Consider the following 25,634-nt stretch of genomic DNA (forward strand, 5'->3'; position numbering starts at 1 on the left):
CGACCAGGACTTCACAGCCAGGACACCACAGAATGGATTTTCAGCAACGCATACTCGGCCATTTCAACGCCAGCATCGACACCAAGACCTATGCCAGCGAGGTATTGCCACCCTTCATCGAGGTAGCAAGCCAGATGATGGTTCAGTGCCTGGTCAATGAAGGCAAGATACTGGCCTGTGGCAATGGAGGCAGCGCTGGCGACAGCCAGCACTTCTCCTCCGAGCTTCTCAATCGCTTCGAGCGCGAGCGCCCCAGCCTGCCGGCACTCGCGTTGACCACCGATACCTCGACGCTGACCTCGATCGCCAACGATTACAGCTACAGCGAGGTCTTCTCCAAGCAGATCAGAGCCCTCGGCCAACCCGGCGACATCCTGCTGGCCATTTCCACCAGCGGTAACTCAGGCAACGTCATCCAGGCGATCCAGGCGGCTCACGATCGCGACATGGCCGTGGTCGCCCTCACCGGCCGCGACGGCGGCGACATGGCCTCCCTGCTCGGCCAGGACGACTGCGAGATACGCGTCCCGGCGACTTCCACGGCACGCATCCAGGAGGTTCACCTGCTGGTGATCCACTGCCTGTGCGACCTCATCGATGAACAACTGTTCGGCAGCAGCGAGTAATTCTCATGACGACCTCAACCAGACTGTTCGTTTGCCTTCTGGCCGCCCTGACCCTCGCCCTCAGCGGCTGCACCACGGTCACCGGCGTCACCACCCCCGGCACCATCGACGAGAACTACGGCAAGCGTACGCTCGGCGCCCAAGTGGAAGACGAGAGCATCGAAACCAAGATTGCGCACAACCTGCGCCGCAGTGATGCACGACTCGGCGATGCGCGCATCAACGTCGACAGCTATAACGGCATCGTGCTCCTCACCGGCCAGGTGCCGAGCGAAGAGCTGAAGCAGAAGGCCAACGAAGTGGCGCTGGAAGTGCGCAATGTGCGCGACGTGCACAACGAGCTGACCGTAGCCGCCAACCTGCCGGCCAGCCAGCGCCTCTCGGACACCTGGACCAATACGCGCATTCGTACGACGCTGGCTGCCGATCAAAGCATCGATACCAGCCGACTGCGCTTCGTCACCGAGAATGCCACGGTTTATATCATGGGCATGGTCAGCCGCGCCGAAGCGGACCGCATCGTCGAGGCCGTGGCCGACGTCGGCGGCATCCAGCGAATCGTCAAGGTGTTCGATTATCTCGATTGAACGCGCTCACCGAAGGGCATGGCCCCGAACGCAGAACGGCAGGTCAATGACCTGCCGTTCTGCGTTTGGTCGCTCTGCGTCTGAAGCCTCGGGCCCAAAGCCGGACGGTGCTACTTGATGACGCGAAGCGAAGGCCGCTTCTTGGACGACGTCGCCTTGTCACGCTCCGGCTTCGCCGCGGCATCGCCCTCTTTGTCACTCTCGACGCTACTGAGCCCAGGCCGTTCGCTGGCGGCTTCTTCATCCGGCTGCGGCGCCGGCATGGTCGGTTCGTGGCCGAACACCATGCCCACTCCATTTTCGCGAGCATAGATCGCCACCAACGCCGGCATCGGCACCACGACCTGCATGGGCTGCCCACCGAAGCGGGCATGAAAGCTGACGGCATCGTTCTCGATGCGCAGGTCCCGCACGGCGGCGGGTCCCACGTTGAGCACTATCTGTCCATTCTGCACAAACTGGCGCGGCACGCTGACACCAGGCTGTTCGGCATCCACCACGATATAGGGAGTATGATCGTTATCCAGAAGCCACTCGTAGAGGCCTCTGGCAAGATAGGGACGGCTCGACAACATGACGTTCTGCCCTCCTCCAGTCTATTGGCGCCGGGCACGCCCGACGCCAGGTTCAGGTGCGCATTTCGCGCTCGTTCTCGCTCAGTGACGATACGAAGGAATCGCGCTCGAACAGGCGCTCCATGTAAGCGACGAGGGCTTGACCTGCTTCTCCGGAAGCTCGATGCCAAGCACCGGAAGACGCCAAAGAATCGGGGCGATGCAGCAATCCACCAGCGAGAACTCTTCGCTCATGAAATAAGGAACGTCCTCGAAGATCGGAGAAATTCCTACCAGGCTCTCGCGGAGTTCCTTGCGCGCTTTCTCCACGTCCTTCTTGCTGCCGCTCTCGATCTGCTCGACGAGAGGACACCACTCACGCTCGATGCGGTGCATCCACAGCCGGCTCTGGGCGCGGGCGACCGGGTACACCGGCAGCAGCGGCGGATGGGGAAAACGCTCGTCCAGGTATTCCATCATCACCTTGGATTCATAGAGCGCCAGGTCGCGATCGACCAGGGTCGGCACGCTGTTGTAGGGGTTCAGGTCGGCGAGTTCCTCGGGACGCTGGTCGCCGTTGACCTCGACGATATCGACCGCCACACCCTTCTCGGCAAGCACGATGCGGACGCGATGACTGAAATGATCATCGCCTCCCGAATAGAAGATCATCGACGACCGCTTGGCCACTACACCCATGTAACAATCCTCACATCAATTCGAACCAGCATGATAGCACGCGCACCGGACTTCAGGGTGGGGCATGCATACTCGAACAGGGAACAATGCACAGGGGGCGCATGGCACCGTTTGGCCATACGCCCCCTGCGGCACGACGTACCGATTCGTCCGAATCAGTGAATGTCGCGCCAGTACTCGCGCTTGAGCAGGTAGGCCAGCACACCGAAGATGAAGATGAAGATCAGCACCTTCGGTCCCAGCACCTGGGCCTGCAGCTTGGACGGCTCGCCCACGTAGGTCAGGAAGTTGGTCAAGTCATAGACCGCTTCCTGGAATTCCTCGGATTCCATGCTCCCCGGACGCGTCACCTGCAGCACTTCACAGGACTGGTACTTGCCGGTGAGCGGATCGAGCTCGGCACCCTCGACGGGACGATCGGTCTCGGCACAGACCTTCTCCTGAACGCCCTGCAGCGGCTCAAGCACGTTGGGCATGGCCACCATGGGGAAGACCTCGTTGTTGACCCCGTTGGGACGGCTCGGGTCACGGTAGAAGGTCAGCAGGTAGGAATAGATCCAGTCGGGACCGCGCAGACGCCCATGCAGGGTCAGGTCCGGTGCCGCCGAGCCGAACCAGTTGGCGGCATCGTCATGATCCATGGCGATACGCATCTGGTCGTTGAACGCCAGGCTGGACGAGAAGATCAGGTTCTCCTCGACCAGATCCTGGGGCATGCCGAAATCCTCGGCGGCACGCGCGAAGCGCTGATGCTCCAGCGAATGACAGCCCATGCAGTAGTTGACGAAGAGCTGCATGCCACGCTGCAGCGAGGCTTCATTACGCAGGTCCGGCGTCATCGAGTAAGGCACATCCACGGCGCCGGCACCGAATGCGGAAAAAGGCACCAGCGCGAAGAGCAGTGCGAACAGTTGCTTTTTCATTAGCCAGTCACCCTTTCCGGAACGGGTTTGGTCTTCTCCATCCTGGTGTAGAACGGCATCAGCAGGAAGAAGGCGAAGTAGAGCACCGTGCACAGCTGCGCCACCGCGGTACGCATCGGCGTGGCCGGAAGAGCCCCGAGAACGCCCAGAACAATGAAGCTGATGGCGAACAGGGTCAGCATCACCTTGGACATCCAGCCCTTGTAGCGCATGGAGTTGACCGGGCTGCGGTCGAGCCAGGGCAGCACGAACAGCACGGCGATGGCACCGCCCATGAACACCACGCCGAGGAACTTGGCATCGAGCCCGAACAGATCGAAGGTGATGGCGCGCAAGATGGCGTAGAAGGGAGTGAAGTACCACACCGGTGCGATATGGTCCGGCGTCACCATCGGGTTGGCCGGCTCGAAGTTGGGCCGTTCGAGGAAGTAACCGCCACCCTCGGGGAAATAGAACACCACCGCGGCGAACACGAACAGGAAGACCGCCACGCCGAACACGTCCTTGACGGTGTAGTACGGATGGAACGGGATGCCATCCAGCGGCTTGCCGGTTTCGTCCTTCTTGCTCTTGATGTCGATGCCGTCGGGGTTGTTGGAACCCACTTCGTGCAGGGCGATCAGGTGCAGTACCACCAACGCCAGAATCACGATGGGCAGTGCCACCACGTGCAGGGCGAAGAAACGGTTCAGGGTGATGCCGGAGATCAGGTAGTCGCCGCGCACCCACTGGGCCAGGTCAGGACCGACGAAGGGAATGGCGGAGAACAGCGAGATGATGACCTGGGCGCCCCAGTAGGACATCTGGCCCCACGGCAGCAGATAGCCCATGAAGGCCTCGGCCATCAGCATCAGGTAGATCGCCATGCCGAAGATCCACACCAGCTCACGCGGCGCCTTGTAGGACCCGTACAGCAGCGCGCGGAACATGTGCAGGTAGACCACCACGAAGAAGGCGGAAGCCCCGGTGGAGTGCAGGTAGCGGATCAGCCAACCGTACTCCACATCGCGCATGATGTACTCGACGGAAGCGAATGCCCCTTCGGCCGAAGGGTTGTAGCTCATGGTGAGCCAGACGCCGGTGAGGATCTGGTTGACCAGCACCAGCAGTGCCAGGGAACCAAAGAAGTACCAGACGTTGAAGTTCTTGGGTGCGTAGTACTTGGACAGATGGTCCTGCCACATCTGCGTGGCGGGGAAGCGGTCGTCCACCCAGCGCATGATGCCGCTTTCTGCCTTGACTCGATTCGGGTTACCCATCAGGCAGCCTCCTCATCTTCGCCGACGACGATCACGGCGTCGCCATCAAAGCGGTACGGCGGCACCTCGAGGTTGAGCGGCGCCGGCACGTTGCGGAAGACACGGCCCGACAGGTCGAAGTAGGAGCCGTGACAGGGACAGAAGTAACCGCCGGGCCAGGCCGTCATGTCGACGTCGTCCGGCTCGGGGCGGAACAACGGTGAGCAACCCAGATGGGTACAGATGCCGATCAGTACGGAGTATTCCGGGCGTACCGAACGCAACGGACCCGTTATGTATGCTGGCTGCTGCGGTTCCTGGGAGTCCGGATCGGCCAGACGGGCAGGGTCGAGATTCTCGGTGCGCTCGATCATGTCCGGAGTGCGCCGCACGACCCAGACCGGACGTCCGCGCCACTCGACGGTCATGCGCTGCCCCGGCTCGAGTTTCGAGACATCTGCGCTCACTGGCGCCCCCGCCGCCCTTGCCCTGGCACTCGGCTGCCAGGAAGCCACAAAGGGAACCGCCACTCCCACGGCCCCCACCGCCCCTACGACGGTGGTGGCACCCAGGAGGAGACGGCGCCGCCCTTTGTTCACGCCGTTGTCTGCCATTTTCTGGTTTCTCCCATCAGCTTACCCGTTGATCCAGCACGGAATGAGTTCCGCGACCACGGATACCAAATCCGGCATATCTTAAGGAATCGAGCTGCCACGCACAAGACAAGGCAGTCCTGACCAAGGTGGAATTCTCGACGCAATATCTTGAAATAAGAAATAAAAAACCCGAGCAAATGCCCGGGTTTTTTGCCAGCGACTGAGTGAGATCAGCGCTTGGAGAACTGCGGGCGACGACGCGCCTTGCGCAGACCGACTTTCTTACGCTCCACCTGGCGAGCGTCGCGAGTAACGTAGCCAGCGGCACGCAGCGCCGGGCGGAAGTCCTCGTTGTACTCCATCAGTGCACGGGTGATACCGTGACGAATGGCGCCGGCCTGAGCGGAACCACCACCGCCCTTGACGGTGACATAGACATCGAACTGACCGAGAGTTTCGGTCAGCTCGAGCGGCTGACGCACCACCATACGGCCGGTTACACGACCGAAATACTGGTCCAGCTCACGATTGTTGACGGTAATCTTGCCGGTGCCCGGCTTGAGGAAAACACGGGCAGTGGATGTCTTGCGGCGCCCGGTACCGTAATACTGCTGTGCCATGGTGATGATCCCCTCAGATGTTCAGTTCTTGCGGCTGCTGGGCGGCGTGCGGATGTTCGGCGCCGGCGTAGACCTTGAGCTTGGAATACATGGCGCGCCCCAGCGGCCCCTTGGGCAGCATGCCCTTGACGGCAGACTCGATCACGCGCTCGGGAGCGTGCGCGATCATCTTCTCGAAATTCATGGAGCGAAGACCGCCCGGGTAGCCGGTGTGACGGTAGTAGGTCTTGGCCTTGGCCTTGTTACCAGTGACCCGCACTTTCTCGGCGTTGATCACGACGATGTAGTCGCCGGTATCGACATGAGGGGTAAACTCGGGCTTGTGCTTGCCGCGCAGACGACGAGCGATTTCGGTAGCCAGACGGCCGAGCGTCTTGTCCGCCGCGTCGACGACGTACCAGTCGCGCTGTACGGACTGCGGCTTAGCAGTGAACGTTTTCATGGAGAAATCACCACAAAATCAAACAAGTGTATTGGACCCCACGTGCCCGAAGCACAACCGGGATCATCCCTATTTTTCTTGGTTGCCACCCGCAGCAGCGGCGACAACGGTCGAGGAGGGCGTATTCTACATGATCTGCCCGCGCGAATTAAAGCCCTATCGCCTCCCCGTCGTCACGGCTTGTGCGGCAAAGCCAGGTACTCGTGCGACTGCATCTCCTGCAGCCGCGACTGGGTGCGCTGGAACTCGAAGCCCAGGCGCCCATCGGCGTAAAGCAACTCGGCCGGCACCTCGGCCGACATCAGCAGCTTGACGCCACGGTCATAGAATTCGTCCACCATGTTGATGAAGCGACGCGCCTGGTCGTCGGTGGACGCTCCCATGCGAGTCACGTTGGAGACCAGCACGGTATGGAACTCGCGGGCGAGCTCGATATAGTCGTTCTGACTGCGCGGCCCGTCGCACAGCTCACGAAACTCGAACCACACCACGTCGTCGTGCAGGCGCCGCGCGCGCAATACACGGTGGTTGATCTCCACCGGTACGTCAGCTTCCCCTTCGTGCCGGGCAATTTCGCGGAAGCTACGCTCGAGCTCCCGCTCCGCAGCCTCGTCCAGGGGAGCATGGAATATCTCGGCACGCTGCAAGGCGCGCAAGCGATAGTCGACCCCCGAATCGACATTGACCACGCGGCAGTGGCGCTTGATCAACTCGATGGCCGGCAGGAAGCGAGCGCGCTGCAGGCCATCCTTGTACAGTTCGTCGGGCACGATGTTGGAGGTCGTCACCAGGACCACGTCACGCTCGAACAGCGCCTCGAGCAGGTTGGCCAGGATCATCGCGTCGGTGATGTCCTTGACGAAGAACTCGTCGAAGCAGATCACTCGCGCCTCCGCGGCGAACTTGCCGGCAATCAGCGTCAGCGGATTCTTCTCGCCCTTGTAGTGCTCGAGCTCGTTGTGCACCCGTTGCATGAAACGATGAAAGTGGGTACGCATCTTGTCGGGAAACGGCAGGGACTCGTAGAACGTATCGACGAGATAGGTCTTGCCGCGCCCCACTCCGCCCCAGAAGTAGAGACCCTGGATTGACGGTAGAGCCGGCGCCTCCCTCGCCCTTTCCCGCTTGCCGAACAGACCGGCCATGCGAGACTTGAGCCCCCGCCCGGTGGTGACGGCACGCGGCTCGGTCCGAGGTGAGGCTACGAGATGGTCATACAGGCGCTGCAAGTGCTCGACGGCCTGCTCCTGGGCAGGATCGTAATGAAAGTCGTCGCGCTCGAGATCGGCCCGGTAACGCGCCAGCGGGGTACTGGCATCGGCCGAACGGGATCCCGCAGGAGTCACGGTCGCGCACATGAGAGATTCCTTGCTGATCTTGGCTCGTATCGTTGCAGGCCCCGCATTATACGCATCCTGCACGCCACGCGCAGAAAAAAGGATGAGGCGCTTCGCATCGTCCAGCGTTGACCCGCCGACAGCCAAGGCTTCTATAATGGGCCGGCCAGACATGACTCGAACCGGGCAGCGGCACTAACTCCGGCGTGTATCAGCATCAGGGAGAACTTCGTGGATTACGGCAATGTTAACTGGATCGTAGCTATCGTCAGCCTGTTGGTCGGCCTTGGCATCGGCGTCTTCGGCTATCGTGCCCTTGGCACATCGGCCACCCGGCTACAGGAGCTGCGCCGCCAGGTGGCCGAGCGTGAACGCGAACTCAGCGTCCTTCGGGAGGGCATGAACGAGCACTTCACCCAAGTCGGCATGATGGTGAGCAACATTCAGCGCGAGATGCGTACCCTCGAACACCGCATCACCGAGGATGCCAGCACACTGCATTGCGAACCTCAGGACAAGAATCGGCTCAAGGCAGCCGACCAGCCGGCCCTGACCGAAAGCGACGACGTACCGGCGCCACGCGACTATGCCGACGGTTCTGGCGGCACCCTATCCGAGGATTTCGGTCTCAAACCCAGCACCGAGAAGAGCGAACTCCCCCAGCCCCCGCGCTATTGATTCCTGCGCCGCGAAAGATGAACGTCACGCCGGGTTATCGATATCGACGAAGCGATGCATGACGCCGAACTCACGCTCGAGCCAGGCGCCCAGCGCCTGGACGCCATAACGCTCGGTGGCATGATGCCCTGCGGCCAGGTAGTGGATGCCCAGTTCGCGCGCCAGGTGCGTGGTACGCTCGGAGATCTCACCCGAAATGAACGCATCGGCACCTGCCTCCCAGGCCTGGGTGATCATGTCCTGCGCCCCGCCGGTACACCACGCCACGCAGCGCACCAGCTCGCCGCCAGGCGCCTCGACGAGTAGCGGTTCACGTCCCAGGCACACCCCCACATGGTTCGCCAGAGCCTTGGGCGCCGTCGGCTCGGGCACACTCCCGAGCCATACCAACCCTTGCCCCAGCTCACCGTCGGCACAGCCCTCCACGCGGAATCCGAGCCGACGGCCAAGTTCGGCGTTGTTGCCAAGCTCCGCGTGGGCATCAAGCGGCAAGTGGTAGGCCAGCAGGTTGATGTCGTTGAGCAGCAGCGTACGGATGCGGCGCTGCTTGATTCCGGTGATGGGCACCGGCTCGTTCTTCCAGAAATAACCATGGTGAACGAGCAGCAGGTCCGCATCCCATGCCACCGCCTCCTCCAGCAGCGCCTGGCACGCAGTCACGCCGCTCATCACTCGACGCACCTCCTCACGCCCTGCCACTTGAAGACCGTTGACGGTATAGTCCTTGAATGTGGGGGCACCGAGCAGCGTATCGCAGGCCCGTACCAGGTCATCGCGCAAAATCATCTCACCTCCGGACAGCGCTTCGGTGTCGATGTTACAATTGGCTCCATTGTAACGACTGAGCGGGATGCCATCGACCGCCCGCCGACCAGGAAGCGCCGCATGCGTCGTTCTCTCATTGCCTATGCCCTGCCCGTCCTCATCGGCGTGCTGTTGGCCATCGTCTTGCTCAATACCTTTCCGCAGCTACTCCAAGGGCCTTCCTCGCCCTCTCCGTCCGCGCCACAGAGCGAACTCCAGCAACAGCTATCGCGCCCCTCGCCCGAACTCCAGCAGGCGCAGCCACTGGCTCGCCAGCAAGGTCCGGTCAGCTACTCCGAGGCCGTCGAAAAGGCTGCTCCGGCGGTCGTCAACATCTATTCATCCCGGGTGGTGGCACGCGAGGAGCATCCGCTGATGTCGGATCCGTTCTTCCGCCAGTTCTTCGGCGACGACCTGCCGACCCAGCAGCGCCTGCTGTCGAGCCTGGGCTCCGGCGTCATCGTCAGCGCAGATGGCTACGTCCTGACCAACCATCATGTCATCGATGGCGCCGACGAGATTCAGGTGGCCTTGCGCGACGGTAGGGAGACCCTGGCAGAGGTCATCGGCACCGACCCAGAAAGCGACCTGGCCGTGCTGCGCATCGACCTGGACAATCTGCCGGTCATTCAGCTTTCCGACACCGAAGATGTGGCGATAGGCGACATCGCCATGGCCATCGGCAACCCCTTCGGGGTAGGCCAGACCGTCACCATGGGGATCATCAGCGCCACGGGGCGCAGCCATCTGGGGCTGAGTGCCTACGAGGATTTCATCCAGACCGATGCCGCCATCAATCCCGGCAACTCCGGCGGCGCACTGATCAATGCAGAGGGCTCGCTGGTCGGTATCAACACCGCTATTTTCTCGCGTTCGGGAGGCTCCCAGGGAGTCGGGTTCGCCATTCCCACCCGCCTCGCCCGCTCCATCCTGGAAGCCTTGGTGACCCAGGGGCGCGTGATTCGCGGCTGGCTCGGCATCGAGGCACAGGAGATGACCCAGGATCTGGCTGCCTCATTCGGCCTGCAGGCGCCACGTGGCGTCGTCATTTCGGCCGTGGTGCCGGAAGGACCCGCGGCCCTGGCCGGGCTACGCCCCGGCGACGTGCTGCTGGAGGTCGATGGACGCCCCATTCTCGATGCGCGTGCCGCCATGAGCGACATCGCCGCCATCGAACCCGGCGCCACACTGCCCCTCACCGTGGTACGCAGTGGCGAGAAGTTCACCGTCGATCTGGAGGTGGGAGAGCGCCCGCTGCCGCCGAGCCGCCGGCCCGAGCGCTGACGAACGCCCCTTCTCGATTCCTTCTCAATCCTTGATACGGTACTCGGCTGAGCGGGCATGCGCCGTCAGCGATTCGCCGCGCGCCAGCACCGAGGCCACCCTGCCCAAGGTCGAGGCTCCGCTTTCGGAGCAGTGGATGATCGACGAACGCTTCTGGAAGTCGTAAACACCCAGCGGCGAGGAGAAGCGTGCCGTGCCGGAGGTCGGCAGTACGTGGTTGGGTCCCGCGCAGTAGTCGCCGAGTGCCTCGGCGGTATAGCGCCCCATGAAGATAGCGCCGGCATGGCGTACCTGCGGCAGCAGTGCCTCCGGGTCGGCCATGGAAAGCTCCAGGTGCTCCGGAGCAATGCGATTGATCAGCGTCACGGCCTCGTCGCGGTCGCGGCAGAGAATCAACGCACCGCGCCGCGCCAGCGACTGGCGCACGATCTCATGGCGCTCGAGCGTCGGCAGCAGGCGAGCGATGGCCGCCTCGACCTCCGCCAGGTGGGACTCGTCCCAACTGACCAACAGCGCCTGGGCATCTTCGTCGTGCTCGGCCTGGGAGAACAGGTCCATGGCCAACCACTCCGGATCGGTTCCGCCGTCCGACACGACCAGAATCTCCGAAGGACCGGCAATCATGTCGATACCCACCTGGCCGAAGACTGCCCGCTTGGCGGTCGCTACGTAGATGTTGCCTGGCCCTACGATCTTGTCGACGCGCGGCACGCTGGCGGTGCCGTAGGCCATGGCCGCTATCGCCTGGGCACCGCCGATAGTGAATACCCGGTCGACGCCGGCCAGGTGCGCCGCCGCTAGCACCAGCTCGTTGAGCACCCCGTCGGGAGTAGGCACCACCATGACGATCTCGCGCACGCCCGCTACGTGAGCGGGAATGGCGTTCATCAGTACCGAAGAGGGATATGCCGCCTTGCCGCCCGGCACGTAGATACCGGCCCGATCGAGCGGTGTGACCTGCTGGCCGAGCACGCTGCCATCGGCCTCGGTATAGGACCAGGAAGTTGGCTTCTGCCGCTCGTGATAGAGGCGAATGCGCTCGGCGGCCTGGGCCAGGGCGTCCCGCTGCTCCTCGGACAGGCCCCGAAACGCCTGCTCGAGACGCCCGGCGTCCAGCGTCAGCTCGCTCATGCTGGCTGCCGTCAAGCGATCGAAACGGTTGGAGAATTCGATCAGGGCCGCATCGCCCCGCGCCTTGACCGCCGAAATGATTTCCTCCACGCGTGCCTGGACATTGGCATCGGAAACGCCCTCCCAGGCCAGCAGCGCATCGAGCCGGGTCTCGAAATCGGCAGCCTCGGTCGACAGCCGGGCGATATCGACGGATTCGAATAAGGTGTCGCTCATGGTCGCATACGCCTCCACGTGAAAAATGTACCGTTGCCGCGAGCGGCGGCGAGTTACCGGGACTACGCCTCGGCATCCGCCCTGCGCCGCTCCACCGCCTGGGCGAGGCGCGCGACCAGCGGCTTGAGCTGCTCGTGCTTCATGGTCATGGCCGCCTTGTTGACCACCAGGCGCGTACTGATCGGCGCAATCAGCTCACGCGGCGACATGCCATTGGCGCGCAGGGTATTGCCGGTATCGACGATATCGACGATCTCGTCGGCCAGGTTCATCAGCGGCGCCAGCTCCATGGCCCCGTAGAGCTTGATCACTTCGGCCTGAATACCCTGTTCGGCGTAGTAGCGACGCGCCACGTTGACGAACTTGGTGGCCACGCGACGCCGCGCACGGGCCGGTTTTGCGCCGTCGATGCCTGCCGTCATCAGCTTGCACTTGGCGATCTCGAGATCCAGCGGCTCATAGAGCCCCTCGGCACCATGCTCGAGCAGCACGTCCTTGCCCGCCACGCCCAGATCGGCGGCGCCGAGCTGTACATAAGTCGGCACATCGGTAGCACGAATGACGACCAGCTTAACGGCGTCGAGGTTGGTGTCGAAAAGCAACTTGCGGCTCTTGCCCAGATCCTCGGCCGGAACGATGCCGGCATCCGCCAATAGCGGCAGGGTCTCGTCGAGGATGCGGCCCTTCGACAGGGCCAGAATCAATTGCTTGCTCATGCTCTCGCCTAATTCGGAAACTGCTGGCCCCGCATCGCCCGCTCAGCCGGGAATGCGGCGAATCCTGGCTCCCAGCAGCTGCAGTTTCTCTTCGATGCACTCGTAGCCGCGGTCGATGTGATAGATACGATCGACCAGGGTCTCGCCCTCGGCCATCATCGCCGCGATCACCAGCGACGCCGAGGCGCGCAGATCGGTGGCCATCACCGGAGCGCCGGAAAGACGCTCGACGCCGGTGATCATGGCGGTATTGCCCTCGAGCGCGATCTTCGCTCCCATGCGGTTCAGCTCCTGAACGTGCATGAAGCGATTCTCGAAGATGGTTTCGACCACCCGGGAGGTACCTTCGGCCACGGCGTTGAGCGCCACGAACTGGGCCTGCATGTCGGTCGGAAAACCGGGATAGGGGGCGGTACGGATATTGACCGGGCGCGGACGCCGGCCTTCCATGTCCAGCTCGATCCAGCCATCGCCAACGGCGATCCTGGCTCCGGCCTCCTCGAGCTTGGCCAGTACCGCCTCGAGAATGTCGGCACGGGTGTTGCGTACCCGGACCCGGCCGCGCGACAGAGCGGCGGCGACCAGAAAGGTTCCGGTTTCGATGCGGTCGGGCATGACGTCATGATAGGCGCCATGTAAACGCTCGACCCCTTCGATGACGATATTGTTGCTGCCGTGGCCGCGAATCTTCGCCCCCATCTTGATCAGACACTCGGCCAGATCCACCACTTCGGGTTCACGGGCCGCGTTCTCCAACACCGTGGTGCCTTCCGCCAGGGTTGCCGCCATCAGCAGATTCTCGGTACCGGTAACGGTCACGGTGTCGAAGAAGATGGTGGCGCCCTTGAGTCGGCCGTCGACACGCGCCCGAATATAGCCCCCCTCGACGCGAATCTCGGCGCCCATGGCCTCGAGCCCGCGAATGTGCAGGTCGACCGGGCGCGAGCCGATGGCGCAGCCACCGGGCAGGGAGACGTCAGCATGGCCGAAGTGCGCCAGCAGCGGTCCGAGAACCAGGATCGAGGCGCGCATCTTCTTGACCAGTTCATAGGGAGCGTGACAATCGCGCACCTGCGAGCCGTCGAGCTGGATGGACATCTTCTCGCCCATCACCGGCTCGACGCCCATGCGTCCCAGTAGCTCCAGCGTGGTGGTGATGTCCTGGAGATGCGGCAGATTGCCGATGGTCACTGGCTCGTCGGCCAGCAGGGTTGCGCACAGGATGGGCAGCGCCGCATTCTTGGCGCCACTGGCCCAGACCTCGCCGTCGACGGGTCCGTTGCCGGTAATGATCAACTTGTCCATGAGCGTTAGACCGTCAGGCACCCTGGCTGCGTGAAGACACGTTCTCCGGCGCGCTCGCCCACTGCGCCGGCGTATAGGTCTTGATGCTCACGGCATGCACGGCTCCGGAAGCGATTTCCTCGGTGAGCGCGCCATAGATCAACTGCTGACGCTTGACCGGCGACAGACCGTCGAAGACCTCACCCACGGCGATGACCTGAAAATTGCAGCCCTCACCCTGGATATGAAACTCGCAATCCTCGAGGCGTGCCTCTAGCAGCGCCTTGACATCACTGGGTTGCATGAAAAACGGAACTCCTGTGGCACGAATGGAGCGGCGCACGGCCCCATACGGGCCGCCGCCGAGAACAAGAATCCCCACATGGTAAAGAAAAGCATCGCGCTTGGCGATGCCGGAGCCGATCAGGCCTGACCGGCAAGCGGTAGCAGCTCGTCGAGCCCCGCTGCCCGCGTCAACCGAGCCAGCGGCTCGGATAGGCGCACGGCGCTGATCTTGACGCCCGCCTTACGCGCTTGGCGCGTCCACTCAAGCAGTACGCTGAGAGCGGCACTGCTCACCCGCTCGACGCCCTCCAGGTCGAGCACGAGGCGCGTACCGGCGGGCCGTTCGACCAGCCAGGCGGTTCCCGCCTCGACCAGCGGCGCGGCAATCTCGAAATCGACATCGCCGCTGACGGCCAACCCCTCCGGGCCGGCCTCCAGCAGAACGCCACCACGCTCGAGCAGGCGACTCACGCGTTGCCGCCCTCTTCCAGTTCCTCGGTAGCGATTTCCGGCGACCAGTTGGCGATCACCGCGTCATAGTCGCGGCCATGGTCGCGCATGGCCTGGTCGAACTGGTTGCGGAACGTCAGCCCCAGGTTGATACCGTTGACGATGACGTTGACCACCTTCCACTGCCCCTCGCTCTGGCGCAGCGTGTAGCTGACCGGATAGACCGTGCCGTCCATCGCCACAACCTCCATGGCTACGGATGCCTGATCCTCATGGCGCGGCGCACGCTGACTATCCAGCACGCGCAGCTCGCGATAGTCGAAGGTCACCAACCCCTTGGTGTAGGTATCGATCAGGGTCTGGCGGAACACGTTGACGAACCGGGAGCGCTGCTGGGGGAGGCGTTCTGGAAATAGCGCCCCATCACGCTGGCACCGATGTAACGAAAATCGGCGATGTCCTCGAGGCTGTCGTCGACCAGCGTCTTGAGTTCATCCAGATTGCTGGCGTAGTAGTCCTTGCGCCCTTCGATCTGCCCCATCAGCTCGTCGACGCTGTCGCGAATGACCTGCTCGGGGCTACGCTCGGGAGCGGCCAGCGCCGTCATGCTGGTCAGGGTCAGGCACAGGCCGAGCAACAGGCGGCGAAACACAACGAAGGGAAGAGTCATCTGGCTCATGGATCGACCTCAAAAAATAGGTGGCTCAGTCGCTGACCATATTGGACACAAACTGCTGGATCAGTTCCTCCAGCACCAGGGCGGATTGGGTGTCGCGGATGATATCGCCGTCACTCAGCATTTCGGGATCCCCACCCACGGTGAGGCCGACGTACTGCTCGCCGAGCAGGCCGGCCGTCAGGATGGCCGCCGTGGTGTCACGCGACAGCTGCCCCTCCAGTTCCGCGTCGAGCTCGAGTATCACACGCGCGTCATACCATTCACGATCGAGCTCGATGGCCGTCACCCGCCCCACCGTGACACCCGACATGGTGACTCGGGCACGCGGCTTGAGACTGCCGATGTTGGCGAAATTGGCCTCGAGCCGAAAGGTGTCGCTCGGCACGGAAAAAGTCAGCCCGCTGACCCGCAGCCCCAGGAAGAGCAACCCCAGGATCCCGGCCAGCATGAACAGGCCGACACCCAGCTCCATTGTCTTGCTGCGCTTCATGCTGCCACTCCGTTACGCGTTAAATAGTCACCAGGCATCAGGAAAATCCTCCGAACATCAGCGCGGTAAGAACGAAGTCGAGGCCCAGCACCGCCAATGAGGAATACACCACCGTACGCGTGGTGGCACGGGATATACCTTCCGACGTCGGCACCAGGTCGTAGCCCTGGAATACCGCTATCCAGGTCACCACTAGCGCGAATACCAGGCTCTTGACCATGCCGTTGCCGACGTCCTCGATGAAATCGACACTGGCCTGCATGTTGCCCCAGTAGGAGCCTTCGAACACCCCAGCCACTCGACGCCGACCAGGTAGCCGCCGTAGATCCCGATCACGCTGAAGCCGACAGTGAGCAGCGGCAGCGCCACGAACCCGGCCCACAGCCGCGGTGCCACCACCCGGCGCAGAGGGTCGACGCCGATCATCTCCATGCTGGTGAGCTGCTCGGTGGCCTTCATCAGGCCAATCTCGGCGGTCAGCGCCGAGCCGGCACGTCCTGCGAACAACAGCGCCGCCACCACCGGTGACAGCTCGCGCAACAGCGACAGCGACACCATCTGGCCCAGCGCCTGCTCGGCACCGAAGTCGACCAGAATGGTATAGCCCTGCAGTGCCAGCACCATGCCGATGAACAGCCCCGATACCAGCACGATGGCCAGCGACAGCACACCGACGAAATGCATCTGGCGCAACCACAGGTACCAACCCTCGCGGGACGGGATGCCGACACCGGACTGCGCGAGGAACAGGCCCGAGCGCCCCAGCGCTTCGAGCACATCGCAGCCGCGCCGCCCGAGACTCAGGATGCGCCCGATCATGGCCGCCCCTCCAGGTTGAGGATGTCGTGGAAGTAGTCGGGCGCGGATAATGGAAAGGCACGGGACCGTCCGGCTCGCCGTGCACGAACTGGCTGACGCGCGGATCATCGTCGATGTCGAGGCTGTCCGGCGTGCCGTGGGCCATGACCTGGCCGTCAGCGATGACATAGACATAATCGGCTATCGAGAGCGTCTCCTGAATATCGTGCGATACCACGACGGAGGTCAGCCCGAGCGCATCGTTGAGCTGCTTGATCAACTGCACCAGCACGCCCTTGGAGATCGGATCCTGGCCCACGAATGGCTCGTCGTAGAGCACCAGCTCAGGATCCAATGCGATTGCCCGAGCCAGAGCAACGCGGCGCGCCATGCCGCCCGATAGCTCGGCAGGCATCAGCTCTCGCGCCCCGCGCAACCCCACGGCCTGGAGTTTCATCAACACCAGGTCGCGAATCATCGTCGGCGGCAAGTCGGTATGCACCCGCAGCGGGAATGCCACGTTCTCGAATACGCTGAGATCGGAGAACAGAGCACCGCTCTGGAACAGCATGCCCATCCGTCGGCGCAGGGTAAACAGAGCCTTGCGCGACAGGGCATGAACGTCATGACCATCGATCAGGATCCGACCGGCATCGGGAACCAATTGGCCACCGATCAGCTTGAGCAGCGTCGTCTTGCCGGTGCCACTGGGCCCCATGACGGCCGTGATCCGGCCACGGGGAATCTGCAGCTCGACGCCGCTGAAGATGACCTTCTCGCCTCGCGAGAAATGCAGATTGCTCACCTCCACGAAGGGGGAATCGATCATGCCGCAAAGTCCAGGAAAAATTATCGAACATCGTATCCTAACTCTTCCGCCCGGCGCCAGCCCAACCCGTCCAATGGCTTGCACCCGAACCACTGAAGACGTCTAATGTGCCCCCTTCCATCGCCATGATCGCTGCCATGCTGCTACCTCTCATCACGGTCGCCTGCGGCCTCGCCGTTCTGACCTGGAGCGCCGATCGTTTCGTCAACGCCGCCGCCGCCACTGCCAGGCGCACCGGGCTGAGCGAATTGCTGGTCGGCATGACTATCGTGGCGCTCGGCACCTCGGCTCCCGAGATGGTGGTGGCCCTGTTCGCTGCGCTCGATGGCCTTCCCGACCTGGCTACCGGCAACGCCCTTGGCTCCAACATCGCCAATATTGGCCTGGTACTGGGGGCCACGGCCCTGGTTCGCCCCATCCCGGTACCCTTTTCCCTGGTACGTCGCGAATTACCGCTACTGCTCGGGGCCACCGGGGTCACCGGTTATGCGCTGGCCAACGGCATTCTGGGTCGCTTCGACGCCCTGATCCTGGTGCTGCTGATGATCTTCAGCGTGTGGTGGCTGGTGCGGGCCGACACTCCCGATACCCCCAACACCATACCGGGCGACGCAATACCGGACATGACGCTCAAGCACGCCCTGCTGTGGGTCGTCCTCACCCTCGTGCTGCTGTCGCTCAGCTCTCGCGCCCTGGTGTGGGGAGCCAGCGAACTGGCCCGAGGGTTGGGCATCAGCGAACTGGTGATCGGCCTCACCGTGGTTGCCGTGGGCACCAGCCTGCCGGAACTGGCCGCCTGTGTGGCCAGCGCCTTGAAACGCCAGCACGACCTGGCGATCGGCAACGTGATCGGTTCCAACCTCTTCAACCTGCTGGCCGTACTGCCGATACCTGCCGTGCTGGCGCCCGGCGCACCACATCCGGACGCCGCCGGACGGGACTACCGTGTCATGCTGCTGCTGACCCTGGCCATGGCCATCCTGTTGCTGTGGCAACGCCAAGGCCGTCTAGGCCGGGTCGCCGGCGCTGCCTTTCTTGCCACCTACGCCGCTTATCTCGTCTGGCTCGGACTCAGCGGCGGTGCCACCCTTGAGTGAAACCTCACATCAGGCAACAATCATCGTCATGACCGCAGACCAATCCTCCTCACCCGCCCCTTCCGCCCAGGATTCCTCGGCGTTGCGCGACAGCGCCCGTCGCACGCTGCAAGTCGAGGAACAGGCCATCGCCGCGCTCGCCGACCGGCTCGACAGCCACTTCGATCGCGCTTGCGAACTGATGCTCGCCTGCCAGGGGCGCGTCGTGGTGACCGGCATGGGCAAGTCGGGCCATATCGCCGGCAAGATCGCTGCCACCCTCGCCAGCACCGGCACCCCGGCTTTCTTCGTCCATCCCGGCGAAGCCAGCCACGGCGACTTGGGGATGATCACGCCAGGCGACGTGGTGCTGGCACTTTCTAACTCCGGCGAAACGGCTGAGGTAACGGCGCTCCTGCCGCTGCTCAAGCGCATCGGCACGCCACTGATCAGCATGACCGGGCGCCCCGACTCGACGCTAGCCCGCCACGCCGACGCCCATCTCGACGCCGGCGTGGCGCGCGAAGCCTGTCCGCTGGATCTGGCACCAACGGCCTCGACCACGGCCGCTCTGGCCTTGGGTGATGCTCTGGCGGTGGCACTGCTCGAGGCACGCGGCTTTACCGCCGAGGATTTCGCTCTCTCGCACCCCGGCGGCAGCCTGGGCAAGCGTCTGTTGCTGCGGGTCAGCGACCTGATGCATCAAGGCGAGCGACTGCCGCGGGTACCGCTGGGCAGCCCCCTGCGCGACGCCCTGCTCGAGATCACCCGACAAGGGCTCGGCTTTACCTGCGTTGTCGATGAGCAGAATCGACTGATCGGTGTCTATACCGACGGCGATCTGCGCCGCACGCTCGATCAGCACCAGGACCTCAGCAAGCTGACAGTGGACGACGTCATGACCCGCCCCGGCAAACGCATTGCCCCCGACGTGCTGGCCGCCGAGGCGGTGCGCATGATGGAGGACAACCTGATAACGGCGTTGGCCGTCGTCGACGAAGAGGGCCACCCCATCGGAGCCCTGCACATGCACGATCTGCTGCGAAGCGGCGTGATCTGACATCACCCTGACCAAGGAGAGCCCATGGCTCTGGCCACCTCTACTATCGATCCACGCCTTCTCGACCGCCTGCGCAGGATTCGTCTGCTGGCGCTGGACGTGGATGGCATCCTCACTGACGGCCGCCTCTACTTCCAATCCGACGGCGTCGAAATCAAGGCATTCCATACTCAGGACGGCCTGGGCATCAAGCTGCTGCGTCGCGCCGGCCTCCAGGTGGCTTTTCTCACCGGACGCGAGTCGCCCATGGTCAGCCATCGCGCCGCGGCCCTCGGTGTCGACCATGTCTTCCAGAGCTGTGAAGACAAGCTCGCCATCCTGCGCGAGCTATGCCAGCGCAAGGGAATCGAACTTGAGCAAGTCGCCTACTGTGGCGACGACCTGCCCGATCTGGCCCCCATCCAGCGCGCCGGCATCGGCATCACCGTTCCCGGCGCTCCGTCCTATATCCGCGCCCTGGCGGACCATGTCACCGAACGCAGCGGTGGACATGGCGCGGTGCGCGAGATTTGCGACATGCTGCTCGAGGCCCAGGGGCATCGCGACGCCCTGATCGACACCTACCTCCACGGCAAGCGCTGAGGCCACCTGGATATGCTGCGCCGGTTGCCGCGCCCCTCATTTCGTGTCTGGCTTTTCCTGCTGCTGGTCGCCCTGGGCGGCTTAATCGCCTGGCTGGACCCTTGGCAAGCGCCGGCGCCGGGCCCGGTGCCCACGGACGAAGCCGGCGAGCCTGACTACTACCTGGAGCAGGCGCAACTGACCCGCTTCGATGCCAGCGGCAGGGCTCATCAACGCCTGGAGAGCCCTAGATTGGTACACACGCCTCATGACGACGTCACCCGCGCCGTCACGCCGCTGGCCCACCTGATCGACCGCGAGGGCCGACTGTGGATCGCCAACGCCACCGAAGGACGGCTCGGCCCCAGCGGCAACCCGCTGACGCTCACTGGCGAGGCTCGACTCCTTGCCCCCGAGGAGCGCTGGCAGCTCGACACCGATATCCTGCACTTCGACTCCAACGTAGGACACGCCTGGAGCGATACGCCCGCCCTGCTGCAGCAACCGCCGCAGCGCATGCGCGGCGAGCGCTTCGATGCCTGGATCCATGACAACCGGGCGCGTTTGACCGACAATGTGCGCGGCCACCACCCCCGGAAGGGGCCCAGCCGGGGCAGGCCGCCGAAGCCGTCAACCTAGAGGATTTCACGCCATGAAGCGATGCAAGCTCCCAACCGCCCGAACGCTGCTCACCCTGGCGCTGGTTGGCATGGCGTGGGTAGCCGGCTCGGCCATGGCGCAGCAGCGCGATGCCGACCAGCCCATCGAAGTGGAGGCCGACCGGCTCGACCTGGACGACCGTGCCGGCACGGCGGTCTACACCGGCGATGTCGATATTCGCCAGGGCAGCATGCGCCTGACCGGCGACCGGGTGGAGTTCCAACGCAATGCTGCCGGCGAACTCTCGCGTGCCACGGCACGCGGCGAACGCGCCTACATCGAACAGCAGCCCGATCCCGAGCAGCCCGTGGTACGCGGCTGGGGGCGCACCATTATCTATCATGTGGCCGAACGACGGGTGGAACTGATCGACCGCGCCGAACTGCACCAGGGCGGCGATACCTTCGACGGCGGCTATCTCGAGTACTTCCTCGATCGCCGCGTCGTCCAGGCCCGTGCCGAAAGCGAAGGCGTCGAGGGGCGCCAGCGTATCCGCATGACCCTGCAGCCGGAGCGCTGAGATGCCAATGAAGACCCTGCATGCCCGGCACCTGGCCAAGAGCTACAAACGCCGCCGCGTGGTACACGACATCAGCCTCTCCATCGAGCAGGGCTGCGTGGTCGGCCTGCTCGGCCCCAACGGGGCCGGCAAGACGACTTCGTTCTACATGATCGTCGGGCTAGTGAAAGCGGATGCTGGCGAAGTCCACATCGATGACCAGGACCTCTCGCACAGCGCGATGCACGAGCGTGCCCAGGCTGGTATCGGCTACCTGCCGCAGGAAGCTTCGATTTTCCGCAAGCTGTCGGTGGCCGACAACATCATGGCCATCCTCGAGACGCGCAAGGACCTCGACCGCCACGGGCGGCACGAGCGGCTCGAACGCCTGCTGGAGGACTTCCACGTCACCCACATTCGCGACAACCTGGGCATGAGCCTGTCCGGCGGCGAACGCCGACGTGTCGAGATCGCCCGCGCCCTGGCCACCGAACCGGCGTTCATTCTGCTCGATGAACCCTTTGCCGGGGTCGACCCGATCTCGGTGGGCGAGATCAAGGGCATCATCCGTCAGCTCAAGGCACGCAACATCGGTGTCCTGATCACCGACCACAACGTTCGCGAAACGCTCGATATCTGCGATTCGGCCTATATCGTCGGCGACGGCCAGATCATCGCCGAAGGGGACGCTGCGGCCATTCTCGCCAACAAGCGGGTACGAGAAGTCTACCTGGGAGAGGATTTCCGGCTCTAAACCCCAACCACCCCGGCAACACTATGATTTAAATTAAAAGTTACTCAAAAGGCATGAATATTGCCGATGGCATGCTTATTGCAGTTATTTCGCTTGCAAGTCATCGCACGCCGGTCTAGGGTAGAGTTTTCCGGCAAATGAGCCCCGTATTCTCATGGCCATGAAAGCATCTTTGCAACTGCGTGTCGGCACCCAGCTGACCATGACTCCCCAGCTGCAGCAGGCCATCGCCCTGCTGCAGCTTTCGACTCTCGACCTGCGCCAGGAGATCCAACAGGCGCTGGAATCCAACCCCATGCTGGAGCTCGACGACGGCTTTGGTGAACAGGCCGTCAGCGAAGCCCAAAGCGAAGACTGGGCCAGCGAAATACCCAACGAGCTGTCGACCGACAGCGACTGGACCGATACCTACCCCGATCATGGCAGCGGCTCGGGTGTCACTGGCGAAGGCCCCGACTTCGAGCGTCAGGCCTCGGAGCAGACCCTGGCCGGACACCTGGTCTGGCAACTGGCGATGACCGACCTGAGCGAGCGCCAGCACATTATCGCCGAGAGCTTGATCGATGCCGTCGATGGTGCCGGTTACCTGGCCCAGACACTGGAGGAGATCCGCGACGGACTGCGCCAGCAGGGCCTCGACGGCCTGACCGTACGGGAAGTCGAGCAGGTATTGCTGCGACTGCAGCAGTTCGAGCCTACCGGGGTATTCTCCCGCGACTTGCGCGAGTGCCTGATGCTGCAGCTAGCCACCCTGCCCGACGACACGCCCCTGCTACCCCAGACCCGCCGCCTGGTGCGCCAGTTTCTCGAAGCCCTGGCCGCCGACGATCGCCGCCTGCTCAAGCGCCGATTGGGGTTGGACGACGAAGCCTTGGACGAGGTCATCGCCCTGGTCCGTTCGCTGAACCCCCGCCCGGGCAGCGCCTATGCCGAGGTCGGCAGCAGCTACGTCACGCCGGATCTGGTTGCCTATCATGACGAGTCCGGCTGGCGTGTCGAGCTGAACGCCGACGCCCTGCCCCGGTTGCGCATCCAACCCGACTACGTTGCCCTGGTGCGCCGCGCCGACAAGAGTCAGGACAATCAGTTTCTCAAGGATCACCTGCAGGAGGCGCGCTGGCTGATGAAGAGCCTGGCGAGCCGCAATGACACCCTGCTACGGGTGGGCCGCGAAATCATGGCGCGCCAGATCGAGTTCCTCGAGCAGGGCGAGGAAGCCATGAAGCCCCTGGTGCTGGCCGATATCGCTCAGGCCGTCGAGATGCATGAGTCGACCATCTCTCGCGTGACCACACAAAAGTTCATCCACACGCCACGCGGTGTGTTCGAACTCAAGTACTTCTTCTCCAGCCATGTCGGCGGCAACGGCGATGGCGACGCCCACTCCAGCACGGCGATTCGCGCCCGCATTCGCAAGCTGATCGCCGATGAGCCGCCACGCAAGCCGCTCTCCGACAGCCGCCTGGTGGAATTGCTCGCAGACGACGGGATTCAGGTGGCACGCCGCACCGTTGCCAAGTATCGTGAGGCCTTGGGGATTCCCTCCTCGAGCGAGCGCAAGCGTTTTCGCTGAGGCCTCCACGTAACGTTGACGCCAGACAATCTCGGCGGCTCGAGGGGGTTTGCAGGGCAGTAAAAAGGGTTACAATCGAGCTACCACCCGAAGGACGAAGGAGCTTGTCATGCAAGTCAACATCACCGGCCATCATGTAGAGCTGACCGATTCACTGCGTGACTACGTGAGCGAGAAGCTGAACCGCGTCCAACGCCACTATGACAACATTACCAACGTGCAGGTCACGCTCTCGATCGAGAAGGAACGCCAACAAGCCGCCTGTACGATACATGCCGCCGGCGCCGACCTGCATGCCGAAGCTTCCGATCCCGACATGTACGCCGCTATCGATGCCTTGACCGACAAGCTCGACCGTCAACTGGTCAAACACAAGGAAAAAGCCCAGGCGCGCGCCCAGGGCGCCGGCATTCGCTGAGTTGCCATGACACTGGAAACCATCCTGCCCCCGGAACGCGCGCTGTTCGACGTTCCGGGAGGCAGCAAGAAGAGGGTGCTGGAGTTCTTCAGCACCTTCATTGCGCAGAACACTCCGAGCCTCGACAGCCAGGAAGTCTTCAGCCGGCTGGTCGGCCGCGAGAGGCTGGGTAGCACTGGCATCGGCAATGGCGTCGCCATTCCCCATGCCCGTAGCCCACACTGCCATAGCCCCGTGGCGGCTTTTCTCAAACTGGCGGAGCCCATCGATTTTGACGCCATCGACGGCGAACCGGTCGATCTCGTCTTCGTACTGCTGGTACCCGAGGAGGCCGACGACACCCACCTGTCGCTGCTGAGCCAGGTGGCCAGCGTGATGAACGATGCCGACACACGTGCACGGCTGCGCAAATGCGAGAGCCAGCGCGAACTCCACGAGCGTCTCATCGAAGCGATACGACGACAGTCCTCGGCCTGAATTTTTCGTTACGCCGTTCGGCCAGCCCCTGATCAGGAGAACCCTCATGCAGCTTGTGATCATCAGCGGCCGTTCCGGCTCTGGCAAATCGATCGCACTGCAAGCGCTCGAGGACATTGGCTACTATGCCATCGACAACCTGCCGGCGATGCTGCTCGGGTCGCTGGTCGATGAGCTACGTAACTCCCCTACGATCCAGACTTCCATCGCCGTCAGCATCGATGCACGCAACCTGCCTCATGCCCTGGAACGTTTCCCGCGGCTGCTGGAAGAGCTGCGCGCCAAGCAGGTCGACTGCCAGATCGTCTACCTGACGACCGATGCCAAGATCCTGCACGAGCGCTACTCCGCCACCCGGCGTCGCCACCCCCTGACCCGTGGCCGCGACATGACCCTGGGTGAAGCCATCGAGTCGGAAGACGCCACGTTGAGCGACATTCGCAACCTGGCAGACCTGATCATCGACACTTCGCGGCTGTCGGTGCACGACCTTCGCGGCCGTATCACCGAGCAGGTGGCCAGCCATCGCGCCGACCAGTTGACCCTGACCGTGGAATCGTTCGGCTTCAAGGGCGGCGTGCCGCTCGATGCCGACATCGTCTTCGATGCGCGCTGCCTGCCCAATCCTTATTGGGACCCCCGCCTGCGCTCAGCCACCGGCAGGGAGCCCAGCATCGTGGAATTCCTGGAGCAGTACCCGCTGGTTCAGCAAATGCTCGACGATATCATCGCCTGGGTCGAACGCTGGCTACCGGCGTATCGCGATTCTCACCGCAGCTACCTTACCGTCGCCATCGGTTGCACCGGTGGCCAGCACCGCTCTGTCTATCTCGCCGAACGTCTCGCGCACCACTTGGCACAGCAGCAGCCGGACGTGCGCCTGCGTCATCGCGAACTCGGTATCCATACGCCGGTCACCGCCACACAGGAGCCGACCGCCGAGACGCCTGACCACAAGGAATCGTAGCGTGCCCTGCCGCAAGCTGATCCTGACCAACAAACGCGGCCTGCACGCTCGCGCTGCCACCAAGCTGGTGCAGTGCTGCCAGCCCTTCAATGCACGTATCATCGTCAGCCGGGGCCCCCAGCAGGCCGATGCCAACAACATCATGGCGTTGCTGATGCTGGGCGCACCCTGCGGCACCGAACTCGAGGTCAGCGCCGCAGGAGAGGATGCCGAAGCGGCCCTGGAGGCCATCGAGGCTCTGTTCGAGGCCCGCTTCGAAGAGGATAACTAGGGGAATGGCTGCGCTCGGCCATGCGGTGTTGAAGCCCTCTTCGCAGTGCCGT

The 25,634-nt window shown here is 63.3% G+C and carries 29 protein-coding genes and 4 pseudogenes; 15 read left to right on the top strand and 18 right to left on the bottom strand.

The annotated features are described in order from the left end of the window. Positions 1-32: 32 nt before the first annotated feature. Positions 33-626, top strand: a complete 594-nt coding sequence (locus EKK97_RS14890) for a phosphoheptose isomerase (protein ID WP_159553038.1) — start codon at positions 33-35, stop codon at positions 624-626. A 5-nt stretch (positions 627-631) separates the two neighbouring features. Continuing rightward, positions 632-1,213 (top strand): BON domain-containing protein, encoded by a 582-nt coding sequence (locus EKK97_RS14895; protein ID WP_159553040.1) that lies wholly within the window; start codon positions 632-634, stop codon positions 1,211-1,213. Positions 1,214-1,323: 110 nt separating this feature from the next. Here the strand turns inward: EKK97_RS14895 and EKK97_RS14900 are convergent, their stop codons facing one another. The 8 genes and pseudogenes from EKK97_RS14900 to zapE form a co-directional block, all read right to left on the bottom strand. Next, positions 1,324-1,788 (bottom strand): ClpXP protease specificity-enhancing factor, encoded by a 465-nt coding sequence (locus EKK97_RS14900; protein WP_159553042.1) that lies wholly within the window; start codon positions 1,786-1,788, stop codon positions 1,324-1,326. A 52-nt stretch (positions 1,789-1,840) separates the two neighbouring features. Further along, a pseudogene (gene sspA / locus EKK97_RS14905) lies at positions 1,841-2,466 on the bottom strand (stringent starvation protein SspA). Positions 2,467-2,621: 155 nt separating this feature from the next. Then, complete coding sequence (locus tag EKK97_RS14910) at positions 2,622-3,389, bottom strand: cytochrome c1 (protein WP_159553044.1); 768 nt, start codon at positions 3,387-3,389, stop codon at positions 2,622-2,624. Then, a complete protein-coding gene (locus tag EKK97_RS14915; protein WP_159553046.1) occupies positions 3,389-4,648 on the bottom strand; it encodes a cytochrome b in 1,260 nt (419 codons plus the stop codon). Before EKK97_RS14915 ends, EKK97_RS14910 begins: the two co-directional genes overlap by 1 nt. Further along, the gene (petA, locus tag EKK97_RS14920) at positions 4,648-5,241 is read right to left on the bottom strand and encodes a ubiquinol-cytochrome c reductase iron-sulfur subunit (RefSeq protein WP_159553048.1); all 594 of its coding nucleotides are present in this window, start codon (positions 5,239-5,241) and stop codon (positions 4,648-4,650) included. Before petA ends, EKK97_RS14915 begins: the two co-directional genes overlap by 1 nt. 212 nt (positions 5,242-5,453) lie before the next feature. After that, positions 5,454-5,843, bottom strand: a complete 390-nt coding sequence (rpsI, locus tag EKK97_RS14925) for a 30S ribosomal protein S9 (RefSeq protein ID WP_159553050.1) — start codon at positions 5,841-5,843, stop codon at positions 5,454-5,456. A gap of 13 nt (positions 5,844-5,856) precedes the next feature. After that, complete coding sequence (rplM, locus tag EKK97_RS14930; protein WP_111414267.1) at positions 5,857-6,285, bottom strand: 50S ribosomal protein L13; 429 nt, start codon at positions 6,283-6,285, stop codon at positions 5,857-5,859. A gap of 173 nt (positions 6,286-6,458) precedes the next feature. After that, the gene (zapE, locus tag EKK97_RS14935) at positions 6,459-7,643 is read right to left on the bottom strand and encodes a cell division protein ZapE (RefSeq protein WP_159553052.1); all 1,185 of its coding nucleotides are present in this window, start codon (positions 7,641-7,643) and stop codon (positions 6,459-6,461) included. 210 nt (positions 7,644-7,853) lie between these two features. Between zapE and EKK97_RS14940 the strand changes: the two genes are divergently transcribed. Beyond that, entirely contained in the window at positions 7,854-8,300 is a 447-nt protein-coding gene (locus EKK97_RS14940) for a Z-ring associated ZapG family protein (protein ID WP_159553054.1), read from the top strand. A gap of 24 nt (positions 8,301-8,324) precedes the next feature. On the opposite strand, the gene EKK97_RS14945 is transcribed toward EKK97_RS14940, so the two are convergent. Then, positions 8,325-9,086, bottom strand: a complete 762-nt coding sequence (locus tag EKK97_RS14945; protein WP_159553056.1) for a Nif3-like dinuclear metal center hexameric protein — start codon at positions 9,084-9,086, stop codon at positions 8,325-8,327. A 99-nt stretch (positions 9,087-9,185) separates the two neighbouring features. On the opposite strand from EKK97_RS14945, the gene EKK97_RS14950 reads away from it, so the two are divergent. Continuing rightward, on the top strand, positions 9,186-10,388 hold the full coding sequence (locus tag EKK97_RS14950; protein ID WP_159553058.1) for a Do family serine endopeptidase: 1,203 nt from the start codon (positions 9,186-9,188) through the stop codon (positions 10,386-10,388). Positions 10,389-10,412: 24 nt separating this feature from the next. Here EKK97_RS14950 and hisD read toward each other — a convergent pair whose 3' ends face one another. From hisD to EKK97_RS14995, 9 genes and pseudogenes are all read right to left on the bottom strand, one after another. After that, positions 10,413-11,735, bottom strand: coding sequence for a histidinol dehydrogenase (gene hisD, locus EKK97_RS14955; RefSeq protein ID WP_159553060.1), 1,323 nt, complete (start codon positions 11,733-11,735; stop codon positions 10,413-10,415). Between the two features lie 62 nt (positions 11,736-11,797). Then, on the bottom strand, positions 11,798-12,451 hold the full coding sequence (gene hisG, locus EKK97_RS14960) for an ATP phosphoribosyltransferase (protein WP_159553062.1): 654 nt from the start codon (positions 12,449-12,451) through the stop codon (positions 11,798-11,800). 42 nt (positions 12,452-12,493) lie between these two features. After that, positions 12,494-13,756, bottom strand: a complete 1,263-nt coding sequence (gene murA / locus EKK97_RS14965) for a UDP-N-acetylglucosamine 1-carboxyvinyltransferase (protein WP_159553064.1) — start codon at positions 13,754-13,756, stop codon at positions 12,494-12,496. 13 nt (positions 13,757-13,769) lie between these two features. Further along, positions 13,770-14,039, bottom strand: coding sequence for a BolA family protein (locus tag EKK97_RS14970; protein WP_159553066.1), 270 nt, complete (start codon positions 14,037-14,039; stop codon positions 13,770-13,772). 119 nt (positions 14,040-14,158) lie between these two features. Next, positions 14,159-14,491 carry an STAS domain-containing protein gene (locus EKK97_RS14975; RefSeq protein WP_159553067.1) on the bottom strand — a complete coding sequence of 111 codons (333 nt, stop codon included), beginning with the start codon at positions 14,489-14,491 and terminating at the stop codon, positions 14,159-14,161. Continuing rightward, a pseudogene (locus EKK97_RS14980) lies at positions 14,488-15,149 on the bottom strand (MlaC/ttg2D family ABC transporter substrate-binding protein). The gene EKK97_RS14975 and the pseudogene EKK97_RS14980 overlap by 4 nt, the downstream one beginning before the upstream one ends. A 25-nt stretch (positions 15,150-15,174) precedes the next feature. Next, positions 15,175-15,639, bottom strand: a complete 465-nt coding sequence (gene mlaD, locus EKK97_RS14985; RefSeq protein ID WP_159553069.1) for an outer membrane lipid asymmetry maintenance protein MlaD — start codon at positions 15,637-15,639, stop codon at positions 15,175-15,177. A 37-nt stretch (positions 15,640-15,676) separates the two neighbouring features. Beyond that, positions 15,677-16,458 (bottom strand): annotated as a pseudogene (gene mlaE / locus EKK97_RS14990) (lipid asymmetry maintenance ABC transporter permease subunit MlaE). Between the two features lie 37 nt (positions 16,459-16,495). After that, positions 16,496-17,266, bottom strand: a pseudogene (locus EKK97_RS14995) (ABC transporter ATP-binding protein); the annotation flags it as partial. 137 nt (positions 17,267-17,403) lie between these two features. Between EKK97_RS14995 and EKK97_RS15000 the strand changes: the two are divergent. The 11 genes from EKK97_RS15000 (at position 17,404) to EKK97_RS15050 (ending at position 25,582) form a co-directional block, all read left to right on the top strand. Further along, positions 17,404-18,363, top strand: a complete 960-nt coding sequence (locus tag EKK97_RS15000) for a calcium/sodium antiporter (RefSeq protein ID WP_159553071.1) — start codon at positions 17,404-17,406, stop codon at positions 18,361-18,363. A gap of 28 nt (positions 18,364-18,391) precedes the next feature. Next, positions 18,392-19,402 (top strand): KpsF/GutQ family sugar-phosphate isomerase, encoded by a 1,011-nt coding sequence (locus EKK97_RS15005; protein ID WP_159553073.1) that lies wholly within the window; start codon positions 18,392-18,394, stop codon positions 19,400-19,402. A 24-nt stretch (positions 19,403-19,426) separates the two neighbouring features. Beyond that, entirely contained in the window at positions 19,427-19,984 is a 558-nt protein-coding gene (locus EKK97_RS15010) for a KdsC family phosphatase (RefSeq protein ID WP_159553075.1), read from the top strand. 12 nt (positions 19,985-19,996) lie between these two features. Continuing rightward, a complete protein-coding gene (gene lptC, locus EKK97_RS15015) occupies positions 19,997-20,602 on the top strand; it encodes an LPS export ABC transporter periplasmic protein LptC (protein ID WP_159553077.1) in 606 nt (201 codons plus the stop codon). Positions 20,603-20,615: 13 nt separating this feature from the next. Next, the gene (gene lptA / locus EKK97_RS15020) at positions 20,616-21,143 is read left to right on the top strand and encodes a lipopolysaccharide transport periplasmic protein LptA (RefSeq protein WP_159553079.1); all 528 of its coding nucleotides are present in this window, start codon (positions 20,616-20,618) and stop codon (positions 21,141-21,143) included. Between the two features lie 7 nt (positions 21,144-21,150). Continuing rightward, a complete protein-coding gene (lptB, locus tag EKK97_RS15025) occupies positions 21,151-21,876 on the top strand; it encodes an LPS export ABC transporter ATP-binding protein (RefSeq protein WP_159555811.1) in 726 nt (241 codons plus the stop codon). 154 nt (positions 21,877-22,030) lie between these two features. Continuing rightward, complete coding sequence (locus EKK97_RS15030) at positions 22,031-23,449, top strand: RNA polymerase factor sigma-54 (protein WP_159553081.1); 1,419 nt, start codon at positions 22,031-22,033, stop codon at positions 23,447-23,449. Between the two features lie 109 nt (positions 23,450-23,558). Next, on the top strand, positions 23,559-23,867 hold the full coding sequence (gene hpf / locus EKK97_RS15035) for a ribosome hibernation-promoting factor, HPF/YfiA family (RefSeq protein WP_159553083.1): 309 nt from the start codon (positions 23,559-23,561) through the stop codon (positions 23,865-23,867). A gap of 6 nt (positions 23,868-23,873) precedes the next feature. Next, positions 23,874-24,344 (top strand): PTS IIA-like nitrogen regulatory protein PtsN, encoded by a 471-nt coding sequence (ptsN, locus tag EKK97_RS15040; protein ID WP_159553085.1) that lies wholly within the window; start codon positions 23,874-23,876, stop codon positions 24,342-24,344. A gap of 46 nt (positions 24,345-24,390) precedes the next feature. After that, a complete protein-coding gene (gene rapZ, locus EKK97_RS15045) occupies positions 24,391-25,311 on the top strand; it encodes an RNase adapter RapZ (RefSeq protein ID WP_159553087.1) in 921 nt (306 codons plus the stop codon). A 1-nt stretch (position 25,312) separates the two neighbouring features. Beyond that, positions 25,313-25,582 (top strand): HPr family phosphocarrier protein, encoded by a 270-nt coding sequence (locus EKK97_RS15050; RefSeq protein WP_159553089.1) that lies wholly within the window; start codon positions 25,313-25,315, stop codon positions 25,580-25,582. Positions 25,583-25,634 lie beyond the last annotated feature (52 nt).

Source organism: Billgrantia tianxiuensis (assembly GCF_009834345.1).
In the GTDB taxonomy this organism is placed as follows: Bacteria; Pseudomonadota; Gammaproteobacteria; order Pseudomonadales; family Halomonadaceae; genus Halomonas; species Halomonas tianxiuensis.

What these genes read in the sequence shown, in the direction of transcription:
- EKK97_RS14890 (WP_159553038.1), top strand. Translation starts at nt 33, where the DNA reads ATGGATTTTCAGCAACGCATACTCGGCCATTTCAACGCCAGCATCGAC.
- EKK97_RS14895 (WP_159553040.1), top strand. Translation starts at nt 632, where the DNA reads ATGACGACCTCAACCAGACTGTTCGTTTGCCTTCTGGCCGCCCTGACC.
- EKK97_RS14900 (WP_159553042.1), bottom strand. Translation starts at nt 1,788, where the DNA reads ATGTTGTCGAGCCGTCCCTATCTTGCCAGAGGCCTCTACGAGTGGCTT.
- EKK97_RS14910 (WP_159553044.1), bottom strand. Translation starts at nt 3,389, where the DNA reads ATGAAAAAGCAACTGTTCGCACTGCTCTTCGCGCTGGTGCCTTTTTCC.
- EKK97_RS14915 (WP_159553046.1), bottom strand. Translation starts at nt 4,648, where the DNA reads ATGGGTAACCCGAATCGAGTCAAGGCAGAAAGCGGCATCATGCGCTGG.
- petA (WP_159553048.1), bottom strand. Translation starts at nt 5,241, where the DNA reads ATGGCAGACAACGGCGTGAACAAAGGGCGGCGCCGTCTCCTCCTGGGT.
- rpsI (WP_159553050.1), bottom strand. Translation starts at nt 5,843, where the DNA reads ATGGCACAGCAGTATTACGGTACCGGGCGCCGCAAGACATCCACTGCC.
- rplM (WP_111414267.1), bottom strand. Translation starts at nt 6,285, where the DNA reads ATGAAAACGTTCACTGCTAAGCCGCAGTCCGTACAGCGCGACTGGTAC.
- zapE (WP_159553052.1), bottom strand. Translation starts at nt 7,643, where the DNA reads ATGTGCGCGACCGTGACTCCTGCGGGATCCCGTTCGGCCGATGCCAGT.
- EKK97_RS14945 (WP_159553056.1), bottom strand. Translation starts at nt 9,086, where the DNA reads ATGATTTTGCGCGATGACCTGGTACGGGCCTGCGATACGCTGCTCGGT.
- EKK97_RS14950 (WP_159553058.1), top strand. Translation starts at nt 9,186, where the DNA reads ATGCGTCGTTCTCTCATTGCCTATGCCCTGCCCGTCCTCATCGGCGTG.
- hisD (WP_159553060.1), bottom strand. Translation starts at nt 11,735, where the DNA reads ATGAGCGACACCTTATTCGAATCCGTCGATATCGCCCGGCTGTCGACC.
- hisG (WP_159553062.1), bottom strand. Translation starts at nt 12,451, where the DNA reads ATGAGCAAGCAATTGATTCTGGCCCTGTCGAAGGGCCGCATCCTCGAC.
- murA (WP_159553064.1), bottom strand. Translation starts at nt 13,756, where the DNA reads ATGGACAAGTTGATCATTACCGGCAACGGACCCGTCGACGGCGAGGTC.
- EKK97_RS14970 (WP_159553066.1), bottom strand. Translation starts at nt 14,039, where the DNA reads ATGCAACCCAGTGATGTCAAGGCGCTGCTAGAGGCACGCCTCGAGGAT.
- mlaD (WP_159553069.1), bottom strand. Translation starts at nt 15,639, where the DNA reads ATGAAGCGCAGCAAGACAATGGAGCTGGGTGTCGGCCTGTTCATGCTG.
- EKK97_RS15000 (WP_159553071.1), top strand. Translation starts at nt 17,404, where the DNA reads ATGCTGCTACCTCTCATCACGGTCGCCTGCGGCCTCGCCGTTCTGACC.
- EKK97_RS15005 (WP_159553073.1), top strand. Translation starts at nt 18,392, where the DNA reads ATGACCGCAGACCAATCCTCCTCACCCGCCCCTTCCGCCCAGGATTCC.
- EKK97_RS15010 (WP_159553075.1), top strand. Translation starts at nt 19,427, where the DNA reads ATGGCTCTGGCCACCTCTACTATCGATCCACGCCTTCTCGACCGCCTG.
- lptC (WP_159553077.1), top strand. Translation starts at nt 19,997, where the DNA reads ATGCTGCGCCGGTTGCCGCGCCCCTCATTTCGTGTCTGGCTTTTCCTG.
- lptA (WP_159553079.1), top strand. Translation starts at nt 20,616, where the DNA reads ATGAAGCGATGCAAGCTCCCAACCGCCCGAACGCTGCTCACCCTGGCG.
- lptB (WP_159555811.1), top strand. Translation starts at nt 21,151, where the DNA reads ATGAAGACCCTGCATGCCCGGCACCTGGCCAAGAGCTACAAACGCCGC.
- EKK97_RS15030 (WP_159553081.1), top strand. Translation starts at nt 22,031, where the DNA reads ATGGCCATGAAAGCATCTTTGCAACTGCGTGTCGGCACCCAGCTGACC.
- hpf (WP_159553083.1), top strand. Translation starts at nt 23,559, where the DNA reads ATGCAAGTCAACATCACCGGCCATCATGTAGAGCTGACCGATTCACTG.
- ptsN (WP_159553085.1), top strand. Translation starts at nt 23,874, where the DNA reads ATGACACTGGAAACCATCCTGCCCCCGGAACGCGCGCTGTTCGACGTT.
- rapZ (WP_159553087.1), top strand. Translation starts at nt 24,391, where the DNA reads ATGCAGCTTGTGATCATCAGCGGCCGTTCCGGCTCTGGCAAATCGATC.